The organism is Streptomyces lateritius, assembly GCF_014649715.1.
In the GTDB taxonomy this organism is placed as follows: Bacteria; Actinomycetota; Actinomycetes; order Streptomycetales; family Streptomycetaceae; genus Streptomyces; species Streptomyces lateritius.
Map to the genome: position 1 here is coordinate 122,140 of NZ_BMTO01000014.1, position 23,868 is coordinate 146,007.

A 23,868-nucleotide genomic window follows, 5' to 3' on the forward strand; every position below is an offset into this window, starting at 1 on the left:
GGATATCACCATGACCACTCCGACCCTGTATCTGTTCAGCAGCGCGGCCCCGCCCGTCTTCGACGTCGCCCGCGTCATCGAGGAGGCGCAGGCCGACGGCTGGGACGTATGCCTCGGTCTCACCCCGGCGGCGGCCGGCTGGCTCGCCGAATCCCTCGACGGACTGGCTGCTCTCACCGGCCATCCGGTCCGCTGGGACTACCGTTTCCCCGGGCAGCCGGATGTGTGGCCGAAGCCGGACGCCGTCGTCGTGGCACCGGCGACCTTCAACACGATCAACCAGTGGGCGCTCGGGATCACGGACAAGTGGCTCGTCGGCGTGGTAGCCGAGGGCATCGGCAAGGGCATCCCCATGGCGACGATGCCGTGCGTGAACCGGGCGTACGTTGCGCACCCCCAGTTCGAGCGCTCGATCGAAACCCTCCGGGGAGCCGGGGTCCGGGTGCTGTACGGCGAAGGTGGCTTCACCCCGAACGAGCCAGGCCAGGGCGACTCCGCCACGTACCCGTGGCGGGCCGTCCTCGACGCCGTCGCTGACGTACTCGGTCCGGCCGCACGGCCTTGAGCCGCAGGGCGTCGACTCCCCGCAGTGAGGCGCCCCAGCTGTACGCCCTCGTCTCCTACGAGGACGCCGACGACGTGCAGGAGCGGCTTCAGGCTTAGCTGGCCAGCCCCGAATTCCGCGCCGACGTGGAGGGCTTCGACCTCAGCCAGATCGTGGGCGTAGCGGAGACCGTACTGACACCCGCCCCCGACTCGCCCTTGCGCTGAAGGGTGATCCGCGACCAATGAGGCGGCCTGAGGATCAGCATCCCCCCGGCTCTCGTGCTCGGCGGCGGCCATGCGCCCGCGGCAGGGCGCGGTGCCGCCGCTTGCCGGATGCCACCTCGGCGGCTTGTCACAACTCGCCCAAGGCGCACGCCACTGGGCAGCGGACATGGAAGAGGCCGGCGAGGCCGGCGGTGGACAGCCGGTGGGTCAACAGCGCGACGGCCGCTCTGAATGCGTCCACCTCCGCCGGGGCGCTCTCGGCGTGGGCCACGGTTCGACGGTCGGCGATCACGTTGGTGACGAACGGTCCGAGGGCGTAGCCGACAGCGCCGGCATGTGCCAGGACTCGGTGATAGCTGCGTCCGCAGCTCGGCAAAGCCGAGAAGTGGGAAGGGTCGTCGCCCGGAGCGCCAGCGAGCCGTACGGCAGGGATGAGCGCGAGGTGCCCGGAGGGGTCGGCGGAGCGCTGCGGAAGCTCGAGGTTCCGGTCAAGCGCCTGATCCAGGGTGCCCGCACCGAGCAGGTCCTGAACCCCGCGGCGGTCGACAACCCCGACCTGATCGCCTACTTCGCCCGCCTGGGAGCGGAGCGGAAGAGGCGGTCGGCACCCCACACATGAGTCGGCAGGGGAACACAGGCTCCCGTGACAGCACCTGGTCCTCGTGCCCCGCCCGGATCCGCAAGTCCCGTCCCCACGGGAGTTGTGCCGGGGCGGTCAACCCGCCGCGGCACCACACCATTCGCACAATCGAAGCAAGAGAGAAACCATGAGCACGACCGACCGCGAACCCCGGACCCGCCTCGATGTCCTTGACGAGGCCGGACGAAAGACGCTGTTCACCGAGGCCCGCACCGCGAACCCCTTCGCCGCAACGGCCGTTGTCGACGACGAACTCGCCGCGATCTGGGAAATGGCCCGCTGGTCCCCGAGCGCCGCCAACGGCCAGCCTCTGCGCGTGCTCTTCCTGCGCACCCGAGCGGGCAAGGAGCGACTCGTCCGGCATCTCGACGAGGGCAACAGGGCCAAGACACTCAGTGCGCCGGCCGTGGCGATCCTCGCGTACGACGTCGACTTCCACGACCAGATGCCGACCGTCTTCCCGGCCCGCGGCGAGAGGCTGCGAGCGGTGTTCGCCGACCAGATCGAGAAGCGCGAGAGCATCGCTGCGTACAACTCAGCACTGCAGACGGGGGTCTTCCTGCTCGCAGTGCGCGCGGCGGGGCTGGCGGCCGGCCCCATGGCGGGCTTCAACAGGGACGGCGTGGACGAGGAGTTCTTCGCCGGTACCAGCTGGCGTTCGCACCTGGTGGTCAACATCGGTCACCCCGGTACCGACCCGTGGTTCCCGCGGCTGCCCCGCGTGTCCGTCGAGGACGCCGTCGCCTGGGCCTGAAGGCACTCGCAGAGGCGAACTGCGCCATCCCCTGCGCGCCGGACCTCTCCCCACACCGGCGCTCATTTCTCATTGCCCCCCCACACACACACCGCCAGGACTCATGTACCTGTCCATCACAGTTATCTGTCTCATCGTGTTGATCTTCACCCTGCTGAGCGTGGCCAAGCTCCTGGCCCTGAAACCCATGCCCGAGATGGCTGCACATGCGGGCTTCAGCACTGCGGCCTACCGCCTCATCGGCGCGCTTGAGTTGGCGGGCGCCGTCGGCCTGCTCCTCGCCGACGCCGGGTTGTGATCCGCGGGGGCGGCGGCGCGAGTCCCGGCCCACCGCCGCGGTGCGGAAGCCGGTGACCGCGTCTGCGTGCGGCGCGCCCGAGGGCGCCACGAGCCGGGAGTTGAATCGGCTTCACCCCCGCCGAACGCCGAGCGGCAAGAACCCATGGCTCGGGATCCCTACCGCGTGGGTGTCTTCGGCCTCCTTCGTGAGGTCGGCCAGGTACGGCAGGGCCGTGTGGGCCGAAGCTCCGGAGCCCACGACGGCCGTGCGTTTTCCCGCCTACCGGGCACGGACGGCATGCGATCTCCTCCTCAACCGCACAGGACAGCGCGGGTCAGCAGCGGTTGCGAGAGGTGTCCCACTCAGCCCAGGTGGCGAGCTCGCGTGCGCGGTGGCGCACCGAGGCGCGCGCCATGCTTGAGGCGGCGACGGCCTCGCCCCGTTCCTGCGGCACGCCACCGGCACCATCGGTGCCCGCCGCACGCTCGGCGGCGTGCGGTGCTTCCCCTGCGACGGCACGAGGCTTCCCAGCCGCTGGGGGAGCCGGCCTGATCTGCTGGGCAACCCCGAGGAGAGCCTGGGCAAGCCGCCTGAAACAGCGGCTTGCCCACCCTGGCCGGGACGCGCTGCGGTGGTCGCCCCTGACCGTTCACCCCGGCCGGCGCCAGTACCGAGGACAGAGGGCGGGAGCACCCGGCGGGGGAGTGGTCGGTTGAGAAACCTCTCACTCGCGTCGAACCCGCTTGCCACATGCTGCCGGCCGAGGGGCCGCACGCCCCAGAGACCCGGGCCAGCGCTGCCGTCGCTGCTCATGTGGCGGCACCCGATTCGACCGCGATTCGGCGGCAACCTTCTCGTTCCCTGCGGCCACTGAGTGGTGAGAGACCGACACGCTCTTCCGGAACGGATGAACATGCAAGAGACACGCCAGGCCGCGCGACAGCGCAGGCGCAGACGAGAGCTGATGGTGGGCACCACCACGGGGTTGGTCTTCACGGGTCTCCTCGTCTGCCTGGTCATGACGATGCAATCGGACCGCAAGGAGGAAGCCGGGCGGGCCCCGGCCACGGCTGTCGCCGAATCTCAGGGGAGTCTCCCGCCGACACCGCCTGGCAAGAAGCCCCCTACTGCTTCCCCGTCGGCTTCCTCCGTGGCCCCGTCAGCCGGCGCGAGGACTCCGACGCCGGCCGGGGCCACGCCCCCGAATGCCTCACCGACCACGTCGGCGGCGACGACATCGGCTTCGCCGCAAAGGACCGCTCCCACGTCATCCCTTGCCGGGCGGATCCGCCCCAAGAGCACCTACCAGGGAGTCGCCACCGTTTACCAGGCAGGAGTCGGGGACGGCGCCTGCTCGTACGGCCCGAGCGACGACATGATGATCGCGGCGATGAACACCACCGACTACGAGACGTCCAAAGCCTGCGGGGCGCACGTGCTCGTCCGCGGAGCGAACGGCACCTCCGTCACAGTCCGGATCACCAACGAATGCCCCCTGCCCTGCGCACCCGGCCAGCTCGACCTCAGCGAGCAGGCCTTCGCCAAACTCGCCCCCATCTCGACCGGCCGGATCGCGATCACCTGGCGCCTGTTGAGCCCCGACACACCGGGCACGATTTCGATCCGCTACAAGAACGGATCCAGCCCCTACTGGTGCGGCATCCAGGCAATCGGCCACCGCAACCCGCTCGCGCAGCTGGAAGTCCGCACCAGCAGCGGCTGGCGCCAGCTGGCCCGCACCGAGTACAACTACTTCCTCTCTCCGGACGGCAGCGGGTGTGGCGGCGCCATCAGGATCACCGACATCTACGGAGAACGGTTGACCATCAACGGGATCGCTCTGCGGCCGGAAGCCGTGCAGCCGTCACAGGTCCAGTTCACACGGCACTGATCTGTCCGACCACCATGCCGCCCCTCCACCGAAGAGGGCGTCTACCGCACGGTGCGCGAGTTCAGACGCGCGGCGTGCCCATCGACCGCGTCGGGCCTCCGGTCCCACTTCGGCGCCGGCGCGCCGCCCGCCAGTTTCCAGACGACGTAGTGGAACTTCGCCGCCCTGGGCGGGGACGTCCAGATCACCGAGCTCGACGTCGCGCAGGCACCGACGACCGCTTTCGGCCAGTGCCCGAACGGCTTCACCAACACTGTCATCGCGGCCCATGGCTCCACATTCGCCTTCTTCGAGGCGAGCAACGTGTTTTGCCGCTCCTGGACGACGGGCAACCTCGCCGGCTCCTGGACACCCATGGCCGCGTTCGAGAGCGACCCCTTAGCCAGGGCGAACAACGTCACCTTCCCGTCCGGGAGGTTGACCGGGGACATCAGCCACGGCGAGATGATCCGTGCCGGCCACGACCAGACACTGACCGTCCCCGCCTGCCGACTCCAGTACCTCTACCAGGGCATGAACCCGACCGCGAGCGGCGACTACAACACCCTCCCGTGGCGGCTCGGCCTTCTCACTCAGACCAACCGCGATCGCGGACCCCCGGCTCCCCTTGGGGCCTGCCCCCGCCAGCCGGAAACTTGCCGCAGGCGCTCCGACCACTGCGCGCGAGCGGGCAGCGGGATGGCATTTCCATCCGGCTTCGACTGCCGCACCACGAGGTGACGTGAAAGAAAGTCTCCGGCCCGAGGCAACCCTCCGCGGAGCCTGTGGCGACAAGGAGTTGGATCCGGCCAGTCCGGAGCCTGGATCCGCCTTTTGTCTGTGAACGGCATGCAAGGAGAAGACTTTCCGATGAAGAACCCCACGAACGGCGGGCGCCGCGGGCGTCACCGCCGTCGCTGGACCGCGACCGGTCTGCTGCTCGGCGCGCCCGCCCTCGTCGTGCCGTATCTCCTGTTCGTGCAGGAGGACTCGCAGGCAGCGACGGTCGACGGTGACGCCTATTACCGGCTGGTTTCCGTACACAGCGGCAAGGTGCTGGACGTCAACGGCTTCTCCACCGCCGACGGCACCCGTATCCAGCAGTGGACCGACCAGAACACCGCCAACCAGCAGTGGAGGCTGCGGCCCACCGGGGACGGATACTACGAGCTGGTGAACCGCAACAGCGGCAAGGTGCTCGGAATAGCGGGCGATTCGACGGCCGAAAAGGCCGTCACTGAGCAACAGACCGACAGCTCTTCCACCTCCCAGGAGTGGCGAATCGACGGGGTGAGCGGTTCCGAAGCCGTCACCTTCACCTCCCGCAGAAGCGGCCGGGTCCTGGACGTCTCCGGAGGCTCCACGGCCGACGGCGCGGCAGTCATCCAGTTTCACGGCAAGGGCAGTACCAACCAGCAGTGGAAGCTGGTGAAGGCGGCCGGATCCCAGGCGGCCGCGGCCGGATCGTACGTATGGAACAACGCCCAGGTGGTGGGCGGCGGTTACGTCACCGGGCTGGTGTTCAACCCGCGCGAGAAGGGTCTGCTGTACGCGCGCACCGACATGGGCGGTGCCTACCGCTGCGACGCCGCGGCCGAGCAGTGGATCCCGCTGACCGACTGGGTCGGCGAGAAGGACTGGAACCTGCTGGGCATCGATTCGCTGGCCACAGACCCCGTCGACCCCGACCGGCTCTACCTCGCGGCGGGCACCTACACCAACGGCTGGGCCGGCAACGCCGAGCTCCTGCGCTCCACGGACCGGGGCCGCTCCTTCCAGCGCACCGCTCTGCCTTTCAAACTGGGCGCCAACGAGCACGGTCGTGGGGCGGGTGAGCGGCTGGCGATCAATCCCGCGGACAACGGCACCCTGCTGCTGGGCACCCGCAAGAACGGCCTGTGGCGCAGCACCGACCACGGCGCGACTTGGAGTCAGGTCTCCTCGTTCCCCGTCAAGGACGGGGCGAGCAGCGGCGCGGGCATCGCCTTCGTGACGTACGGCCCGGCCGGCAGCAAGACGGTCTACGTCGGCGTCGCCGACAAGTCCACCTCCCTGTACCGCTCCACCGACGGCGGCAACACCTGGCAGGCCGTCTCGGGGCAGCCCACCGGCCATATGCCGCAGCACGGCGTGGTCTCCGGTGACGGCTCGCTGTACCTGACGTACGCCGACTCCATCGGCGATGCGACGGCGGGTTCGGTGTGGAAGTACACGCCGGCCGGCGGGGCGTGGAAGAACGTCTCCCCGTCCCAGGGCCACTACGGCTTCTCGGGTCTGGCCGTCGACCCGCAGAAGCCGTCCACGGTGATGGTCGCCACCCTGCACCGCTGGTGGCCCCAGGACGAGCTGTACCGGAGCACCGACGGCGGCACGACCTGGAAGGCCCAGGCCGCGAAATCGGAGCGGGACCCCTCCGGCGCTCCGTATGTCGGTACCGGCATCGGGCACTGGATGACCGCCCTGGCCATCGACCCCTTCAACTCCGGGCACGTGCTTTATGGCACCGGCGGCGGCATCTGGCGCAGCAAGGACGCCAACGCCACCGACAGCGGCGGCACCAGCCACTGGATCGTGGGGGCCCGAGGGCTGGAGGAGACCGCCCTGTTCGACGCGATCGCCCCGCCCGGCGGCGCCACCGTCATCAGCGCCATGGGCGACCTGGGCGGTTTCCGCCACGACTCCCTGACCAAGGTGCCCGCGGGGCGGCTGGACAACCCGATGATGATCACCAGCACCGACATCGATTTCGCCCAGTCCAACCCCTCGCTGATGGTCCGTGTCGGCCGTGGCGGCGCGCAGGACGGCGCCTACTCCACCGACGGCGGCAGCAGCTGGAACGGCTTCAAGGCAGAGCCGGTAGGCAGCGCCGACAGCGGCCAGGTCGCGCTCGCGGCGGACGGCTCCGCCATCGTCTGGACCCAGGCCGGCCAGGCCCCGTACCGCTCGACCGACAAGGGCTTGAGCTGGTCGAAGGTCAGCGGCCTGGGCACCGGCGCCGTGGTCGTCGCCGACCGCTCCTCGGCCAAGACCTTCTACTCCCTGGCCGGCGGCACGCTCTACGCCAGCACCGACGGCGGCGCGACCTTCACCGCCCGCGCCACCAGCCTGCCCGGCGGAGACCTCACGGCCGTCCCCGGCATCGCCGGAGACCTGTGGATCGCCGGCGGTGGCGAGGGGCTGCTGCACTCCACCGACGGCGGCCGCACCTTCACCACGCTCAAAACGGTGAAGTCCGCCTCCGCCCTCGGCTTCGGCAAGGCCGCGCCGGGCGCCGATTATCAGGCCCTGTACCTGATCGGTACCGTCAAGGACGTCACCGGAGTCTTCCGCTCCACCGACAAGGGCGCCACCTGGCTCCGCGTCAACGACGACGCCCACCAGTGGGGCAGCATCGGGGGCGTCGGCGTCATCACCGGCGACCCGGACACTTACGGGCGCGTCTACGTCGGCACCAACGGACGCGGCCTCCAGTACGGCGACCCGTCCTGACCCCAACGCCGAGCGGGGCCACAGGCGCAACAGCCTGCGGCCCCGCCACCGCCGCTCTCCAACACGCCACGGTTGATGAGCTCCCTGGCCGGGATTCCGATCGTTCGAAGCGAAACAACCCATCCATGACTCGTCACCGCGTCCGGCGGCACCACGCCCCCGGACGCGGCCCCGGCACTTCCACCGCCTTCGACAGCGCGAATCGTTCCTGCGGTGAACGTCCTCGGCCGTGCGGGTGAGCGCAGCCCGCCGGACCTCCCGGCAGACGTAAGGAGCCGGTAGAACGCGGAGGTCGTAGTCGTACCGAAAGGTGTACGTGATGAGCCGAAGCCTGATCGTCGTGGACGTGCAGAAAGACTTCTGTGAAGGAGGCAGTGTTCCCGTCGAGGGAGGCGCGCGGATCGCGACCGCGATCGCCGAGCTCATCGAGCGGAGCGCGGGTGGCGACTACCAGTACATCGTCGCCACGCGGGACCACCACATCGACCCGGGAAGTCACTTCTCCGACACCCCCGACTTCAAGGACAGCTTCCCCGTCCACTGCGTGGCAGGAGGCGAGGGCAGCGAGTTCCACCCCAACTTCGCCCCCGCCGTCACCGGCGGCAAGGTCGACGCCGTCTTCTTCAAGGGCGCCCACAGCGCCTCCAAGAGCGGCTTCGAAGGAGCCGACGAACAGGGCACCTCCCTGGCCGACTGGCTCCGCACCCGCGGGGTCGAGGACGTCGACGTGGTCGGCATCGCCACCGACCACTGCGTCCGCGCGACCGCGCTGGACGCAGTGAAGGCGGGATTCCGCGCACGCGTATGCCTGGACTACGCCGTCGGGGTCGCACCCCACACCACCGCCGCAGCCCTTGACGACTTCCAGCAGGCAGGCGTCACTGTGACCGGCGCTGTGCCCGCCCAGTAGTTCCCGCTGAAGCGTGGGGCCGGGTCGTGCGAGACCGACGCGAAGATCGTCCTCGACACCTGAGGACAGAAAGGTCGCCGACCTTCACCGCAAGGTCCGCCGCCAACGACTCGACCGTGATGGGGCGCCGCCGGGCATCCGTCCATGGTTGCACGGCCCACTGACATCCCCTTTGCCGGGCACGGACCTCATGCGGTGCCTCACCGGCCGGGCGCTCTCCCCAATGCACTCACTCGGCGATGGCGGGGGCAGAAGATGCCGCAGGAGATCGGGGGGAAGGCCCGGTACCGGGGGAGTGGGGGGGAAGACCCGGAACGTCCGGGTCAATACTGCCGAACGCCGGGGAACCGGTCGACAGGATGCCCCAGCGGTCGCCGGTACGGCGGTACGGCAACACCGGCCGAGCCCCCGACGAAGGCGCTGACGCGCCGTGGGGCCGTTGGTCCGGTGCAGGGCGGGCCAACGGCGGCGGGCCTGCCCTTCGTCCGGTCGTCTGCGCTCGGCTCAGGGGCGGTGGAACTGTACCTCCGGATGGGTCGGGTCCGGGCCGTCGAGGAGCGGTTGGTCCCTGCCCCGCAGGTGCTCGTCGAAGAAGGCGGCGACGTACGCGCGGGTGACCGCCACCGCGCGCCCGGCCGAGAGGTCACCGCTGGGGAGGCCGAAGTGGCTGAGGAGCACGGGCGCGTCGGAGAAGCCGAGGTGGTCGGCGCCGTCGACAGCCAGCCAGTGCTTCTCGCCGCTCAGGGCTGCCCAGGTGGTGTCCCAGGAGGTGTCCTCGCCGCCCGGCCGGTGGAACTCGTCGGTGCCCAGCATCAGGAACGGACGTCCGCCGAGCCCGTCGGCGGGCAGCGTGTCCCAGAACGTGCCGTCCATGTTCACTCCGGCGTCGATACGCCGGTCGGCGGCCATGGCGGTGGCGGCGCTCGCGCCGCCGATCGAGTGGCCGGCCATGCCGATCCGCGTCCGGTCGATGGAGGACGCGTACCGCCAGGTGGGCCGGGGGCCGGTCAGCCGGTCCAGGACGAACCGGGTGTCGGCGGCGCGGGCCCCGGTCACCAGGTGGCCCTTGGTCCAGTCGTTCTCCTCCATGACGGTGCAGGCGACACAGGTCAGGGTGCGCCCACCCGGCACCGACGTACCGGACGACTCGTAGGCGTGGTCGAGCGAGGCGACGACGTAGCCGCGGGAGGCGAGGTCCACGGCGAGGCTGGTGAGGGTGAACCGCGGCATGCCGAAGCCGGGTGAGAGCACCACCAGAGGGTGCCGTCCCGGGGCAGGGCGCACGTCCACCGCGCTGTGCGTACGGGCCCGCGCCACCTGCCGTACCGATGCCGGGTCCTCGACCGGCACGCCCTTCAGCAGCAGCCGGGCTTCCTCCTGGGTGGCGTACGGGGCGGGGCGGCCCGGTGTGTGCCGGACGGTCGTGGGGCGGGCCTCGGGGTAGTGCAGGGTGACCATGAGTTCCCGGCCGTCGGCCTCGGGTACCCAGGGGTCGGTGCGGGAGCGGTCCACGAGGTGGAGGACGGAACTCCCCACCCCGTACCGCCCGGTGGGGGCCGGCAGCCGCATGCTTTCGGCCGGCCGGTCCGGGGCGGTTGTGGCGGTGTGCGGCGGGGCGGGAGCGGCGGTGGCGGTGGTGGTGGCAGCCGGTAACGCGACCGCGCAGGCGAGAAGGGCGGCGGCGGCCGCCCGGGTCAGCTTGTTCATGTCGGGGACGCTACGGTCCTGGCCCCGGGCCTCGCGTCCTCCCAGGGTCGCAACCGCCGCCGGGGCCGTACACCCCGGGTCGGACGCCGGTCTCCCCCGGTGGAGCACGCGGCGCAGGCTGCCTTCTCGAAATCCTGACGCCCTCGGCCCCAGATGCCCGGTCTCCCGGGACCTTGCCCGTCGGCGGGGTTTGGAAGGCTGGGCGTCATGAGCGACGAACAGCAGGCGACCGCCCGCGTGTACGGCAGCTACCACCACGATCCGCACCCGGCCCGCATCGGCGGGACTGGAGTGATGTGACCACGTCTGTGGACATCCGATCGCGACGTTGCCCATCGCCCAGGCATGGCCCAGCCGTCCGCGACCCGCGGGGCTGCACTTCGTGTCACGTTGCCGCCGTGCAGCCCGTGTACGTCTCGTGCACCTCTGCCGGGTGATTCCCGGGCTTCCTGTACGGCCGTGATTCGCAGAGCGGATCCGCTGACGTCGCTGCTTTCCATGAGTTCGACGCGGAGAAGACCGTCAGGGCGCGCCGCCAGGGCGGGTCGAGGAGCTCCCGCAGTCCTCGCCCAGCGCGCCCGCACCGCGCACGACGTCCGACCCGCAGATGACGTCGGCGTACCTGGCCGAGGTCGCCGGAGCCTGACCCGAAGGTCGCGGCCGGCGATCGGCGCCCCGAGGGCCGGAGGGAGGCGTCGGCGTAAAACGGGTCGAGCCCCCGCACCCCGGTGCCCGATCATGTGTTCATGTCTCAGTTGAACACCCTCGCCCGTGTGGACGCCGATCTCGCCGCCGGGCGGGTACCGATGGCGCGGCAGCGGTTGCGCGGGCTGGTCTCGTCGTTCCCTCACGACCTGACGCTGCGCCGTCGGCTCGCCGAGGTCTATCGGTTGTACGGGGACGCGGCGGAGGCGGGGCGCTGGATGTACCTCGAAGAGGACCGGAGCGCCGAGGAGATCACCGCCTTTGAGGCGCGGTACGGGTCTCCCGGGTGGCGGATGAAGGCCCTCGCCTGGCGCGGCCCCGAGACGCTGGCGGCCACCGCCTTCGCGAAGGAACAGCTGGTCGCGGTGCGGACCGCCTGCGCCGAGCAGCTGGGGCGCCCGGTCGACTGGGACGATCCGGCCTCCTACGAGGGGGACGAGGAGGTCGAGCCGGATACCGGGGGGTGGACGTTCCGCGGTGTCGTGATGGGCGGCGGCTGCCTCGTGGGGGTCGTCGGGCACGTGTGGCTCTGGGTGCTTGGGGTGATGTCCCTCTTCGAGTAGGGCCGTCGGGAGCACAGGCGTGCGAGTGTACGAGCCCAGCACACTCCCCGGCCGGTCGGGCGTACAGCACCGAGCAGCGGGTTCGCCGCGATCGGAGAGTTCATTTTCCCGCGGGGCGCGGCGCTTGCACCACCGTCGGCGCTGTCACGCTCGGCACGGGTGGTGTGGGCGGACGGGCCCCGGAAGCCGGGCACAAGGAGTGGGCATTCGTCTCGTGACTGCGATGCGTCACTGACTCCCCCCGCCAGTTTTTCCGCTTCCTCAATAGCGTCTGTAAAGCTGCCGCAGTCGCAAGAAAGCTCTGCGAATGCGTTCGCGGAACGGTCATTGTGACCGTTCCGCGAAGGGAAGCCATGAGACAGGTGAGGCTCTGGAGCATGGGGTGGCAGTGACGGTTGTGGCCGCCGACGCCAGGTGGCGGTGGTTCGCACCACCGCCACCTGGCGCTCCTCGGGGAGCAGGTGCCTGATCGATCTCAGGCTCCGACCGGCGACTGGCCTATCTCCACCCTGCTCCCAGCCGCCCGATCTCGGCGGCCGGAGGGTTCGGAATCAGGCACTCACAGGACGTCGAGCAGGAGGAAGTTGTCGTTCTCGCCGGATTCGGCCTCGTTCTCGGCGAAGACGGGGCCGTTGGCGCAGATCTGCTGGTTTGCGCGTGCGGGCGCCGAGCCGTTGCCGAGGAGCCCCAGCCCCACATCGGCGATGTTGATGAGGCCGTTCTGGACGGTCCCCTGGTGGATCTCCTGGTGGCACAGCGCCGGGTCGGCGCCGTTGCCGCCTCCGTAGTGAGACGCGTCGTCGGCGGAAGCCACACCCGCCCCGAGCATGCTGATACTCCCGACCATGGCAGCCACAACAGCGGCCTTACGAAGGTTGCGCACGGCATCTCCACTTTCGTCAGACTCGGCACGAGTCGCTTTCAGTGATACTGCTGAGCCAGACGATATGGGATGTATCACGCTTTTCGTTAGGTGGCACGCCGGTGTCGGGATGCCGAGCGCCGCCGCTGGCGATGGGGCCGATGGTCGGCTGGTGTGGCGGCGACGGCGGTGAATCCGAGCTCTGTCATGAGCAGCTGTCCCCGAGCGGGGCTACTTGACCATCCCCTCGGCCAAGGGCTTCCAGGCTGTAGAAGGACACCGACCAGGCACGTGCAATGCGGCCGGAGCGTACGCCACGATCGCGATCCGCCGAGGACGAGCCCGCCATCAGCGTGGTCTTCTTTCTCCCAGGGATCGGGGATGCGTGAGAGACCGTCACCTGCTGATCCCGTCCCACATCGAAGGTGTGGCAGCTGCGTCCGCACGGATTCGTCGGCCGTGGCATGGGGCGTTGTGGTGGGTGATGAGGCAAGTGGCGAGGCCGAGGACGGCTTCGGGGACGGGTCGCGTCTTTCCCGGCGGATGTGGATGCGGACGACGCCCGAGGGCGCGGATCGGACGGGACCTTCGCGAGTAGAGAGATCAGCTGGGTGATGTCGTTGCGGTTGCCGCCGGTCGGCGACACGGCCAGCGGGATGCCCTGCCCGTCGACCAGGACGTGGTGCTTGCTGTCCGGACGAGCGGTCAACCGGACGGTGTCCGCTTCGGGCCTCGCCGAGCGACCCGGACGTGGCTGGAGTCGATCACCGCCCGGGATCAGTCCAGCTGCTTCGCGGCCCGCAGCTCCGTCAGCAGAACGGCATGAAGACGGTCTCACACGCCGACCTCGTTCCACGGCGAGCGGCCGCCAACACGTCATGCCGGAACCGAAGCCGAGCTCCTGGGCCACGTGTGCAAATGGGCCGCCGGTGTGCAGGACGAACACGGCCGCGCGCAGAGCCTGCTGATCAGGGATCCACGGCCGTCCGGCAACCGTCTTCGCCTGGCTACGGCAACAACGGCTCGACCGGCAACCACAGTTCGAACCGAGACGATCCACGGCCGAAGGTTCCTCTTCCTGGCGGACAGGCCAACGAGCACCCAAGCCGACGGTCACACCGTCAGCGGGTTCTGTCGGGACCTCTGAGTCCGTTTCAGGGTGAGTCTTCGTAGCGGGTGGCAATCGCGGAGGCCTGGTGGCGCAGGGAGGTGCGCAACGACTGCGGAGCCAGGGCTTCCGCGTCCGTGCCGAGCTGCCACAGCGCCCATTCGGCGTGGCGGGAATCCTGGAAGGTCACCTCCAGCCGCAGCCAGCCGTCTGCGTCGGGTTCTTCGGCGCGGACAGCCAGCGCGGTGTCCAGCAAGTCCTCCCGCCGCGCCGGGTTCACCCGCACCAGCACGGTGATGTGGTCGCCGCCGGAGAGAAACCGAGCGGAGCGCTCCCGCCAGATCCGGTCCAGATCGACCCGGTTTGGCCGCTGCGCCGCTTCGGGAAGTTCCTCGGCGGCCAACACCCGCGACAGCCGGTAGGTGCGGTCCGCGCCAGATCTCGTGGCCAGCAAGTAGCCTCGGTCGCGTACGGTGACCAGCCCGATCGGGTCCACCGTGCGCCACTGCGGTGTCTGTCCTGTCGCCGCGTAGTGGATGCGCAACTTGTGTCCGGCGAGCACCGCGCGCCGGACCTCGATCATCGTGGTGTCGGGTACCTCCTCAGTGACCAGCCGACGTGAGAGCAGGTCGGTCTCCGGGTCGACGAGAAAACGCTGCGCCGCGTCGCTCGCGGAGGCCTGGTGGCTTTCGGGTAGCGCGTCGACCACCTTCCGCATCGCCGAAGCGAGTGCCGAGCCGAGGCCGAATACCTGCTCGCCTCGCCCCGATCCGGCGGTCAGCAAGGCGAGGGCCTCGTCGTGGTTCAGTCCGGTGAGCTTGGTCCGGAATCCGGGCAACAGCGCGAAACCGCCGCGCCGCCCGCGTTCGGCGTAGACCGGGACGCCGGCCGCGGACAGCGCCTCGATGTCGCGCAGCACGGTGCGGGTGGACACCTCCAGCTCGCGGGCGAGCGTGTCCGCAGTCAGCCGACCGCGCTGACGGAGCAACAGCACCAGGGAGACCAACCGGTCAGCGCGCATACGGGAATTTTAGCGGAATACATGACTAAGGATGTCGTGATTTGTTGCGAGGCTCGTTGAGCACGACGTCGAAGCCGGCGGCTGTCGAGCCGATGGACGTACGTACTCCCCATGATCTGAATGGAGCTGACGTGGCAATGGAACGAACGGCGGTCAACCCGGGCACGTGGTCGGTGGAGATGGGGTTCAACCAAGGTGAGATCGTCTCCGGGCACACCCGAACCCTGTACATCTCGGGGCAGACCGCGATGAGCGGCGACGGCAAGCCCCGGCATGACGGTGACATGGCGGCGCAGTTGGCGCTGAGCATCGACAACCTGGAGGCCGTGCTCGGCGAGGCCGGCATGTCTCTCGCGAACCTCGTCCGGCTCAACGTCTACACGACCGACGTCGATCTGCTCCTCCAGCACTACGGCGTGCTGGAGGGGCGGTTGGGCGCCGCCGAGGTGGCGCCGACCACCACCATGCTCGGAGTGACGCGACTGGCGATCTCCGGCCAGATGGTCGAGCTTGAGGGGACCGCTGTCGCGTGATGCGACGTCGGCGCTTCTGCTGCTCGGGCCGGTTCCACCGGCCCGAGCAGCGGGTTTCGCCTTTCGCTCGTGAGCTGGGCCGGTTCTGACGGGGGCGAGCGGGAGGGGCACTGACATGAGGCTCCTGGCTCCGGAGGGCCGCGAGCCTCGCGTACGCAGGGGTGTTACGCACGCGCGCGTCCTGGCTTGTCCACCGGTCCCCAGCCGGGGAGCGACAGAGTAGGCGCCAGGCATGCACCACAAGCACGGCCGTCAGCACTCCGGCGACTACCGTCAGCGTGCGCGGGAGATAGCCGGTGAGACGGTCGGCGTTTCCGGCCAGGGCCGGAATCATAGAGGCCCCGACCACCGCGTAAAGGCCGACGATCACGAGCCGGACGCCGGGCGCGGTACGGCAGACGCCCTCTCAGCGCCGGTCGCCGTGCTGGGAGTCGTCCCTTCACGCAGGTACGGGTGAGCCCTGCTGCCCGCCGCGTCGCACTCTTCGGCCGGCCCTACGAGATCTTCGGCCCCGACCTGTGGCCCGGCGAGTAGGTGTCCCGGGAAGGTTCACGTACGCCGAAGAGGAAGCGGGTCGCCCGGGTGCGGCGGACCAGGAGGTCGTAGGCGGCGATCGTCAGGGCCAGCGAACCGAACGCGATGACGAGATACTTCACCGGCATGGGCGCCTCCCAGCTGACGACCCCGTACGCCACGCCGACGACGATGGGCTGGTGGAGGACGTAGAGCGGTAGCACCCCGGCCGCGAGATATCCGTACAGCCGCAGGCCGGGGCCGGGAGACCGGTCGGCGGGGCGGGGCGCTCGGCCGGCCACTCGCCGGTCGAGGAGGCCCAGGATCGCGACCAGCAGGCACCAGCCCGCAGACCCGTACAGCGCGCGGCCGCCGATCGCCAGACCGGTCATGTCCGTGAACGGATCACCGCCCTCCACCTCGCCCGCGAGCAGGAAGAGTGGGAGGCCCGTGAGGAACAGAGCGAGTCCCGGCACGACCGCAAGCACGGCGTCACGGCGCATGGCCGCGCGAATCCGTTCGTCGGCGGCGAGCCCGAACCCGTACAGGAAGAACAGCAGATACGCCCAGCGGCTCCAGCCCGCGAACGACTCCTCCAGGCCGACGAAGGCGCAGATGAGGGTGAGCGGGACGGCGGGCAGCAGGAGGATCGCTCCGCGCCGGCGTGTGAGAGCGCCGAGGGCCGGCCGGACATCCCCCTTCACCAGCGGGACCAGCCCGGCCAGGAGCAGGGAGAAGGCGAACAGCAGCACCACGAACCACAGATGGCCGGTTTCGAAGTACTCGCCCTCCAGCACGAACGGCGCGTTCGACCACTCCCATCGCACGTCGAGGAAGCGCGGCAGGAAATCGGTGTAGGACTGGTCGTACGCAGGGTCCGCGGCTCGCTCCCGCAACCAGACGGGCAGTGGGATCAGCAGGACGGTCGCAACCGCGAGCGGGACGCCGAGCCGCAGGAGTCGCTCGCGGGTGAAGCCGATGGGACCTCGCTCACGCAGCGAGTGCCAGGAGCCGGCACCTGCGATCAGGAAAAGCATAGGCATGGCCCAGACGACGGCGAGCGCGGCGGCGACAGTCGTGGCCTCGGTGGTCTCGGCGTTCTTCACGTAGTAGTCGTCGCGGGTGTCGAAGACCAGTGCCGAATGGAAGAAGACCAGGCCGATGACGACCAGGGTCCGAATGGTGTCCAGTTCGGTCCGCCGCGCTGCAGTGTCCTGGGTCGTCATGCGGCACCCACCCCCGTCGACCGCCGCCCTGTGGTCATTCAAGGCTAGAGCGTGTCTCTTGGAAACTCCCGCCCCTCACGAGACCACCTCCAGGAGAGGCAAAAGGAGGACGGCGACTCACCTCGCCGGCTCGGAGGATGCTCAGTCGAGACAGAACTCGTTGCCCTCGATGTCCTGCATCACGATGCACGACTCGTTGTCCTCATCGGCAAGCAGCGTTCGCACGTGTACCGCGCCGAGTGCGACCAGTCGTGCGCACTCGGCCTGGAGTGTGGCGAGGCGCTCCTCACCCACGAGCCCGGTGCCGGCCCGCACGCAGAGATGGACCCGATTCTTGACGACCTTGCGTTCGGGAACGCGCTGAAAGAGCAGTCTCGGGCCCGCCCCTGAGGGGTCAGCGCAGGAGAACCATTGCACCTGATGCTCAGGCGGCAGCGAGCGATGATAGTCGTCCCACGTGTCGACCCCCTTCGGCACCGGCGACACGACGTACCCCAGCACTTCGCACCAGAAACGAGCGACGCGCTCAGGTTCCGCGCAGTCGAAGGTGACCTGGAACTGCTTGATCGATGACATCGGCGCACCATAGCAGGGAGGGTTCCGTTGCTCATCTCCCTTTTGCCGTTTGCATGTTGACGAGGTTTGGTCCTCGCGAGCCGCTGCTGTGCCGTGCGGTCGCAGGGGGTGACCCGAGCTCGGCGGGAGTCCCCGCCTCCTGAGGCGGGGACTCACCGTGCCCGGTCTACTTCGTCCCGAGGTAGTAGCTGACCTGCGGGGGCTGGTTGTAACCGGTGTTCTGCCAGGCCACGCCCGTGCGGTACACCGGGTCGTGCATCAGCGTCGGCAGCCGGTACTCCGTCGGGTGCGGGGTGCTGTAGAGCCGCAGCGCCGTGGAGTCGGCGTTCCGCCAGATCATCTCCTCGCGCCAGTCGCCGAGCAGATCCGCGGAGAGCGCCGGGCTGCCCTTGGTCCAGTTGTTGGACTTGGCGTCCTGGTCGTGCCAGATGCGGGAGAGCTCGCTGTCGCCGTCGTACTTCAGGACCTGGCCGTATCCGCTCCGCGCGGATCCTGACCAGCGGTGGTCGAGCAGCTCACGGTTCGCGTCGCCGTCCCACCAGATCACGGAGTTGTACGAGGCGCCACCGCCGAACGCCGGAACGCCGTCGCTGATCTTCTCACCGGCCGCCGTGTAGAGCCCGCCGCCGCTGGACCAGCACTCGGCGCCCGCGTACTGCCTGGTCAGGTCCGCGCAGATGCCGCGGCCGACGTCCGTGCCGGTCTTCTGGCCCCACAGGACCTGGCCCGTCTTCGCGTCGTGCATCTCGAAGCCGTACGCGGAGTCCTTGTGCTCGTGCACATTGAAGGACTCCAGGCCGGGGCGCGCCGGGTTCAGGTCGCCGACGTGCAGGGCGTCGCCGTGGCCCAGTTTCGTGGTCCACAGTCCCGAGCCGTTGTCGTCGACGGCCATCGCGCCGTACATGATCTCGTCCTTGCCGTCACCGTCGACGTCGGCGACCGCGAGGTTGTGGTTGCCCTGCTGGTCGTAGCCCTTGCCGCGGTTCGCCGAGCTGTTGCTGTCGAACTTCCAGCGCCGGGTCAGGTCCGAGCCGTTCCAGTCGTACGCGGCGAGTGCGGTGCGCGCGTAGATGCCGCGCGTGAAGATCATGCTGGGCTTGGTGCCGTCGAGGTAGGCCGTGGCGGAGAGCAGCCTGCCCTCGCGGTTGCCCCAGGTGTCGCCCCAGTCGGCGACGGAGCCGCGGGCGGGCTCGAAGGGCACGGAGTCCATCACCCTCCCGCTCGCGCCGTTGAAGACGGACAGATATTCGGCTCCGCTGATGACCGCGCAGTTGTTTGAGAGGTGCGAAGCGTTCCTGTCGCCGATGACGGTGCCCGCGGCGTCCTTCGATCCGTCGGAGGTGCGGACGGCCATCTCGGCCTTGCCGTCGCGGTCGTAGTCGAACACCTGGAACGAGTCGTAGTGGGAGCCGCTGCGGACGTTGGTGCCGAGATTGATCCGCCAGAGCCGCTTGCCGTTCAGCTTGTAGGCGTCGTAGACGGTCGGACCGGTACAGGTGCCGGAGTTGGCGACGTCGGTGGCGTTCGAGGGCACCCATTTGACGACCAGTTCGTACTGGCCGTCGCCGTCGAGATCGCCCGGCGAGGTGTCGTTGGCGGAGTAGGTGTAGGCGACGCCGTCGCGGGTGGTGCCGCCGACGGGCTTCTGCAGGGGGATGTCGAGGCGTCCCGACCCCCACACCCTTGCCTTCTCGCCGGGCCTTTCCGTGCCGTTGACAGTGGCCCGGATCTCGTACGTCGACGAGGTATTGCCGCCGGTGTCGAGGTAGTTGGTCTTCTGGGTCTCCTCGATGAGTTTGCCGCCCCGGTAGAGCTTGAAGGAGACGCCCTCCGGGTCGTCGCCGAGCATCCGCCAGGTGATGAGCGTTCCGCCGTCTGCGGGTACCGCGACCAGGCCGCGGTCGAGGCGCTCCGCGACGCGGGCGGCGGCCAGGGCCTTCGTCGCTTTGTTGGCGGGTGCGGGCAGCGTGTCGGCGGCGTCCGCGAACCGGTCCAGGGCCAGGGAACCGCCGGTGCCGACGAGGAGGGCGGCGAGTGCCGCCGCGAGGAGTCGGCCTCTGCGGGGGCGGCGGTGCGTTGCGGGAGGGGTAAGGGACATCGGGACCTCACGGGCCGGGGGTAGTGACGCCTGTTGGTCGCCGCAGCTGCGCGAAAGGTTGCCGCTTCAACGGCCCGGGTCGGGCCGTATGGCCCCGGGCGGTGGCTGCCGTTACACCGGCGGTACGGACTCGTTGAGACGGGCACCAGCGCGCTACCTCGCGCAGGCGATCAGTCCGCTCAGGGCCGAACCGTCCCGGGCCGAGCGCGGCTGGTCGGCCAGGAGCCGGCTCGAGCCCGGAGGCATAGGGCTGCGCGCCCCGGCGTCTGTGGCGGGCCTGTCCTCCGGGGCCGGCTCGTGGTGCCTATCCGATCTTTCGAGGGGCTCATGTGCAGGCAGTGACGACGTGCCATCGGCCACGGCTGCGGATCCGCGGAGTCTGCAAGGCGTACGGCGGGAGGCAGGTCCTGCGCGACATCGACCTGGATGTGCCCGCCGGGAGGCTGGTGGGAGTCGTCGGCGAGAACGGGGCGGGCAAGAGCACTTTGCTGCAGATCGCCGTAGGACAACTCGCCCCCGACCGCGGAACGGTGACACGGACGGGGGCAGTGGGGTACTGCCCGCAGCGAGCGGTACTGAACGATGCGTTCACCGTCGGACAGCATCTGCGGTTGTTCCAGAGGGCCTACCGGCTGCCGACGCTGGAGCGCGCCGGCGAGCTGATGGAGCTGCTGGCACTGACCGGCTGCCGGCGACAGCAGGCCGGCGAGCTCAGTGGCGGAACGCGACAGAAACTGAACTTGCTGATCGCTCTCATGCATGACCCGCAGTTGCTGGTCCTGGACGAGCCTTACCAGGGCTTCGACTGGGAGACCCATCAGCGGTTCTGGACCCTGGCCGCCGACCTGCGTGATCAGGGCCGGTCGATCATCGTGGTTTCGCATCTGCTGCACGATCTGCACCACTTCGACGCGGTCGCTCATCTGCGCCAAGGGCGTCTGCACTTCGAGGTGACCAACCGTTGAGGCTCTCCTGGGCGGCATTCACCGAACTGTTGCGCTGCACTCTGCTGGGCCACCTCCGTAACCGGCTGGCCTTGGCTCTGGCGGTCGCGTTCATCCCGACCTGGATCGCCGTGGCACGCTTGTGCACTTCCGACGAAGTAGTGCGCATCTGGCTGGACGCCATCAGTGCCTCCGCCTCCGCCAGGGCCAGCCAGGTGGGCCAGGTGGCCAGCGCGCTGGGCGCCGTCACCCTGGTCGCCGGCTTCGTCACCTTCACCGAGACCTTTCAGTCCCGGCAGATGGATCGCCGTCTGCTGCTGGCCGGCTACCCCCGGCTGCCGATGCTGCTGGCCAAACTCGTCGCCGTCGCCCTCACCGCCGCCCTCCTGGCCATGTACACCACGATCCTGCTGTGGATCTCCATGCCCGTACGTCACGCGGGCCCCCTGGCGCTGGCCCTTGCAGGCGCCGGCCTCGCCTACGGTGGCATCGGTCTTCTGCTCGGCTCTCTGGTCCGCGGCGAGCTGGAGGGCTTCTTCCTCATCATCATGCTCAGCCTGGTCGACACCGGCCTGCAGAATCCCGTCTTCAACACGCTCATGGATGTGACAGGCGTGTCCGCGCTTCCGCTGTACGGCGTGAACCAGCTGGCGCTGAGTTCAGCCCTCACCCCCCACATCCCCTGGTCCCACGGCCTGCTCTCCCTCACCTGGTCCGCAGCAACCGGTGCCCTGGCGCTGGTCGTTCTCCACGCCCACCGCCCCTCCTGCTCCCCGTGGTCCCACAGGACGCGGGTGAAGGCACCGCCTCGGCAGCGGGATCGGAACCTGACGAACCCTGGGGTGAGATCGCGGCTGAGTGCTGCCGCGGTGCGGGCCCGGTCCGGGCCACCGCCCCACCGCCAGTTCCCGTCCGCAACGCGCCGGCGGCACCAAGGCGACGACGTCCTCGGCGGAGGCGGCGGTCGATGACGGGGTATAGCCCCTCGGACGATCCTCGTGGTGCCGTCGCGGTTGAGGCGGAGCATGCTGCCGATGTTCTGGACGATCTCGCACCGGGAGTCGCGGGTGCCGGCGGAGCAGATCGCCTCCACTCCGCGTTCGCCGGTGATGTCGACGCCTTTCGCCGAGGACGTGTACGGCGGCGAGGAACGTCCCGGGAGGACCCAGCCCGGCTGAGGCGCTGCCGTTGACGAACTGTCGCAGCGCGTAGCGCCGCTCGGCGCCACGAGGTGGCCGCCGCCCGCCTACGTGGACCAGACGCGGTCCCGGGACGAGCGGGAGTAGCGCGGCAGGCCCTGCCGACAAGGGCTCCGCCTCGGCGGCACCGTCCGTGCCGGCCCGGCCGGCGTCCGGTCGCAGGGAGGTCGGAACGGAAGGGGCGGGCCGAGGCGTACGTCAAGTCCGTCATCCCGGGTATGCGCGGTATGGGGAGCGCCACCCGCGTGCCGGGTGGGGCCGCGCAGGGCGTTCCGCGCGTGCCGTGGCCCGCTCCGCCCTCCGACCGACTACGGAAAGTGATTCTGATCATGAATTCCTCCCAGGCGGTGCGTCCTCCTCCCGTACGGGCGGTTACGGGGAGCGACTTCGCCCGGCTCTCCCGGATGATCCAGGAGGCCGGGCTCATGGCCCGGCGCCCCGGGTACTACGCCCTGCGCATCGCGGCCGTGGCGGCCCTGTACGCCGCCGGGTGGACGGCCTTCGTCCTGATCGGCGACAGCTGGTGGACGCTGCTGACGGCCGCTTTCCTCGCCTTCGTGTTCGGGCAGGTGGCCCTGCTCGCGCACGACCTCGCGCACCGGCAGGTGTTCCGGCTCCGCAAGGCCAGCGAGGTGTCTGGGCGCCTCACCGGAAACCTCGGCATCGGCATGGGGTACGGCTGGTGGCAGGACAAGCACACCCGCCACCACGCCAACCCCAACCACGAGGATCTCGATCCCGACCTCGACCCGGATGTCCTCGTCTGGACGCAGGACCAGGCCCGCGCGGCCAGGGGACTGCCGCGGCTGCTCGGCCGCTCGCAGGCGTTCCTCTTCTTCCCGCTGCTCACGCTGGAGGGGTTCAACCTGCACGTGTCCGGGGTGCGATCGCTGTTCGACCGCTCGCTCAAGCACCGCGTGTGGGAGGCGGTCCTGCTCGCCGCGCACCTCGCCGCCTACCTCGGCGCGCTGTTCCTGGTGCTGCCGCCCGGCAAGGCGATCGTGTTCCTCCTCGTCCACCAGTGCCTCTTCGGCGTATACCTTGGCTCGATCTTCGCCCCGAACCACAAGGGCATGCCGATCCTGCAAGGCGCGGAGCGGCACGATTTCCTTCGGCGCCAGGTCCTCACCTCCCGCGACGTGCGCGGAGGCCGGTTCACCGACATCGTCCTCGGTGGTCTCAACTACCAGATCGAGCACCACCTCTTCCCGAGCATGCCCAGCCCGCACTTGCGCGAGGCCCAGACCATCGTCCGCGGGTACTGCCAAGAGCTCGGGGTCAGCTACCTGGAGACCAGCCTGGTCGACTCCTACCGGCAGACCCTCGCCAGCCTTCACGCGGCGGGAGCCCCCCTCAGAAGGCCGCGGACCACCTGACGCCACGACACACAGGCCGGCACGCGGGAGGTCGGCGGTGCGCCGGTCGGCGTCAGGCGGGGCGCCGCGGCCGACGCGGGTCGGACCGGGCGCAGCGGACACAGGTGGTCGCCGCCGGACGGATCTCCAGGCGCTCGGGCGGGATCGTCCCGCCGCAGCCCTCGCACCGCCCGTACTCGCCCCGTTCGAGCCGTTCCCACGCCCTGTCCAGTTCCAGCAGGTGGTCGCGCGCCCGCGCCATCAGGGCGGCCACGTGGGCCCGCTCGAAGGCAGTGCTGGCCCCCTCGGGGTCGTGCTCGTCGTCGACCGCGACCAGGGCGTTTGCCGCGACGATCCCGTCGAAGTCGCGGCTCAGCGCGGCCGTCCGCGCGAGGGTGTCGGCGCGGTCGGCCGCGAGGCGTGCGCGGTGAGTCGCGAAGGACGACGGGCCGCGCTCGTCATGGCCGTGCCGGGATGCGTCGCCCATGCATGCGAAAACGCCGGCTCACCGTCTCCGATTCCCCTGACCACGCGACCGGATGCTCAGGAGGGATTCCAACGACCCCACGAGGTCGCGCGAGAACTTTCCTTTCGCCCAGGGAGTGATCAGCTGTGTCGGTCAGGCGGAAGACCGAGGCGAAGGCAGAGCAGACCAAGGGCGAGCTCAAGAAGCTGCCGGCTGAGCTGGGAAAAGACTGCCTGTCGCTACTACAGATCTCCGCTGCGGAATCGATGCGTCCGTAG

20 protein-coding genes and 1 pseudogene are annotated in these 23,868 nt (G+C 69.6%); 14 read left to right on the forward strand and 7 right to left on the reverse strand.

Annotated elements, in window-relative coordinates:
* Positions 1-10: 10 nt before the first annotated feature.
* The 8 genes and pseudogenes from IE136_RS26340 (at position 11) to IE136_RS26375 (ending at position 8,714) form a co-directional block, all read left to right on the forward strand.
* The gene (locus tag IE136_RS26340; protein WP_158983786.1) at positions 11-565 is read left to right on the forward strand and encodes a flavoprotein; all 555 of its coding nucleotides are present in this window, start codon (positions 11-13) and stop codon (positions 563-565) included.
* A 648-nt stretch (positions 566-1,213) separates the two neighbouring features.
* Positions 1,214-1,390 carry a hypothetical protein gene (locus IE136_RS26345; protein ID WP_189601652.1) on the forward strand — a complete coding sequence of 59 codons (177 nt, stop codon included), beginning with the start codon at positions 1,214-1,216 and terminating at the stop codon, positions 1,388-1,390.
* A gap of 148 nt (positions 1,391-1,538) precedes the next feature.
* Positions 1,539-2,165 carry a malonic semialdehyde reductase gene (locus IE136_RS26350; RefSeq protein ID WP_189601586.1) on the forward strand — a complete coding sequence of 209 codons (627 nt, stop codon included), beginning with the start codon at positions 1,539-1,541 and terminating at the stop codon, positions 2,163-2,165.
* 103 nt (positions 2,166-2,268) lie between these two features.
* Positions 2,269-2,463: a DoxX family protein gene (locus tag IE136_RS26355; protein ID WP_189601587.1), complete on the forward strand. Its 195-nt coding sequence runs from the start codon at positions 2,269-2,271 to the stop codon at positions 2,461-2,463.
* Positions 2,464-3,469: 1,006 nt separating this feature from the next.
* A complete protein-coding gene (locus IE136_RS26360) occupies positions 3,470-4,336 on the forward strand; it encodes an expansin EXLX1 family cellulose-binding protein (RefSeq protein ID WP_373309144.1) in 867 nt (288 codons plus the stop codon).
* A gap of 216 nt (positions 4,337-4,552) precedes the next feature.
* A pseudogene (locus IE136_RS26365) lies at positions 4,553-4,918 on the forward strand (non-reducing end alpha-L-arabinofuranosidase family hydrolase); the annotation flags it as partial.
* A gap of 267 nt (positions 4,919-5,185) precedes the next feature.
* A complete protein-coding gene (locus IE136_RS26370) occupies positions 5,186-7,804 on the forward strand; it encodes an RICIN domain-containing protein (protein WP_189601589.1) in 2,619 nt (872 codons plus the stop codon).
* 319 nt (positions 7,805-8,123) lie between these two features.
* Positions 8,124-8,714, forward strand: a complete 591-nt coding sequence (locus IE136_RS26375; protein ID WP_158983778.1) for an isochorismatase family protein — start codon at positions 8,124-8,126, stop codon at positions 8,712-8,714.
* A 504-nt stretch (positions 8,715-9,218) separates the two neighbouring features.
* On the opposite strand, the gene IE136_RS26380 is transcribed toward IE136_RS26375, so the two are convergent.
* Entirely contained in the window at positions 9,219-10,421 is a 1,203-nt protein-coding gene (locus IE136_RS26380; protein ID WP_189601590.1) for an alpha/beta hydrolase family protein, read from the reverse strand.
* 746 nt (positions 10,422-11,167) lie between these two features.
* Here IE136_RS26380 and IE136_RS26385 point away from each other — a divergent pair.
* The gene (locus IE136_RS26385) at positions 11,168-11,689 is read left to right on the forward strand and encodes a DUF6584 family protein (RefSeq protein WP_158983774.1); all 522 of its coding nucleotides are present in this window, start codon (positions 11,168-11,170) and stop codon (positions 11,687-11,689) included.
* Positions 11,690-12,248: 559 nt separating this feature from the next.
* Here the strand turns inward: IE136_RS26385 and IE136_RS26390 are convergent.
* Positions 12,249-12,536, reverse strand: a complete 288-nt coding sequence (locus tag IE136_RS26390) for a hypothetical protein (RefSeq protein ID WP_189601591.1) — start codon at positions 12,534-12,536, stop codon at positions 12,249-12,251.
* 1,169 nt (positions 12,537-13,705) lie between these two features.
* On the reverse strand, positions 13,706-14,680 hold the full coding sequence (locus IE136_RS26395; RefSeq protein WP_189601592.1) for a helix-turn-helix transcriptional regulator: 975 nt from the start codon (positions 14,678-14,680) through the stop codon (positions 13,706-13,708).
* A 137-nt stretch (positions 14,681-14,817) separates the two neighbouring features.
* Here IE136_RS26395 and IE136_RS26400 point away from each other — a divergent pair, with 137 nt between their 5' ends.
* Positions 14,818-15,213, forward strand: a complete 396-nt coding sequence (locus IE136_RS26400) for a RidA family protein (protein ID WP_189601644.1) — start codon at positions 14,818-14,820, stop codon at positions 15,211-15,213.
* Between the two features lie 494 nt (positions 15,214-15,707).
* Here IE136_RS26400 and IE136_RS26405 read toward each other — a convergent pair whose 3' ends face one another.
* The 3 genes from IE136_RS26405 to IE136_RS26415 all read right to left on the reverse strand — a co-directional run bounded on the left by IE136_RS26405 (position 15,708) and on the right by IE136_RS26415 (position 19,626).
* On the reverse strand, positions 15,708-16,952 hold the full coding sequence (locus IE136_RS26405; RefSeq protein ID WP_189601593.1) for an acyltransferase family protein: 1,245 nt from the start codon (positions 16,950-16,952) through the stop codon (positions 15,708-15,710).
* Between the two features lie 141 nt (positions 16,953-17,093).
* A complete protein-coding gene (locus IE136_RS26410) occupies positions 17,094-17,528 on the reverse strand; it encodes a VOC family protein (RefSeq protein WP_189601594.1) in 435 nt (144 codons plus the stop codon).
* 166 nt (positions 17,529-17,694) lie between these two features.
* Positions 17,695-19,626 carry a rhamnogalacturonan lyase gene (locus IE136_RS26415; RefSeq protein WP_189601595.1) on the reverse strand — a complete coding sequence of 644 codons (1,932 nt, stop codon included), beginning with the start codon at positions 19,624-19,626 and terminating at the stop codon, positions 17,695-17,697.
* A gap of 329 nt (positions 19,627-19,955) precedes the next feature.
* Between IE136_RS26415 and IE136_RS26420 the strand changes: the two genes are divergently transcribed.
* The 4 genes from IE136_RS26420 to IE136_RS26435 all read left to right on the forward strand — a co-directional run bounded on the left by IE136_RS26420 (position 19,956) and on the right by IE136_RS26435 (position 23,145).
* Positions 19,956-20,591: an ABC transporter ATP-binding protein gene (locus IE136_RS26420; protein WP_189601596.1), complete on the forward strand. Its 636-nt coding sequence runs from the start codon at positions 19,956-19,958 to the stop codon at positions 20,589-20,591.
* Positions 20,588-21,541, forward strand: a complete 954-nt coding sequence (locus IE136_RS26425; RefSeq protein ID WP_229819166.1) for a hypothetical protein — start codon at positions 20,588-20,590, stop codon at positions 21,539-21,541. The genes IE136_RS26420 and IE136_RS26425 overlap by 4 nt, the downstream gene beginning before the upstream one ends.
* Before the next feature lie 63 nt (positions 21,542-21,604).
* Positions 21,605-21,748 (forward strand): hypothetical protein, encoded by a 144-nt coding sequence (locus tag IE136_RS36975; protein ID WP_189601597.1) that lies wholly within the window; start codon positions 21,605-21,607, stop codon positions 21,746-21,748.
* A gap of 350 nt (positions 21,749-22,098) precedes the next feature.
* The gene (locus tag IE136_RS26435) at positions 22,099-23,145 is read left to right on the forward strand and encodes a fatty acid desaturase family protein (RefSeq protein WP_158983758.1); all 1,047 of its coding nucleotides are present in this window, start codon (positions 22,099-22,101) and stop codon (positions 23,143-23,145) included.
* Between the two features lie 52 nt (positions 23,146-23,197).
* On the opposite strand, the gene IE136_RS26440 is transcribed toward IE136_RS26435, so the two are convergent.
* The gene (locus tag IE136_RS26440; protein ID WP_158983756.1) at positions 23,198-23,611 is read right to left on the reverse strand and encodes a TraR/DksA family transcriptional regulator; all 414 of its coding nucleotides are present in this window, start codon (positions 23,609-23,611) and stop codon (positions 23,198-23,200) included.
* Positions 23,612-23,868 lie beyond the last annotated feature (257 nt).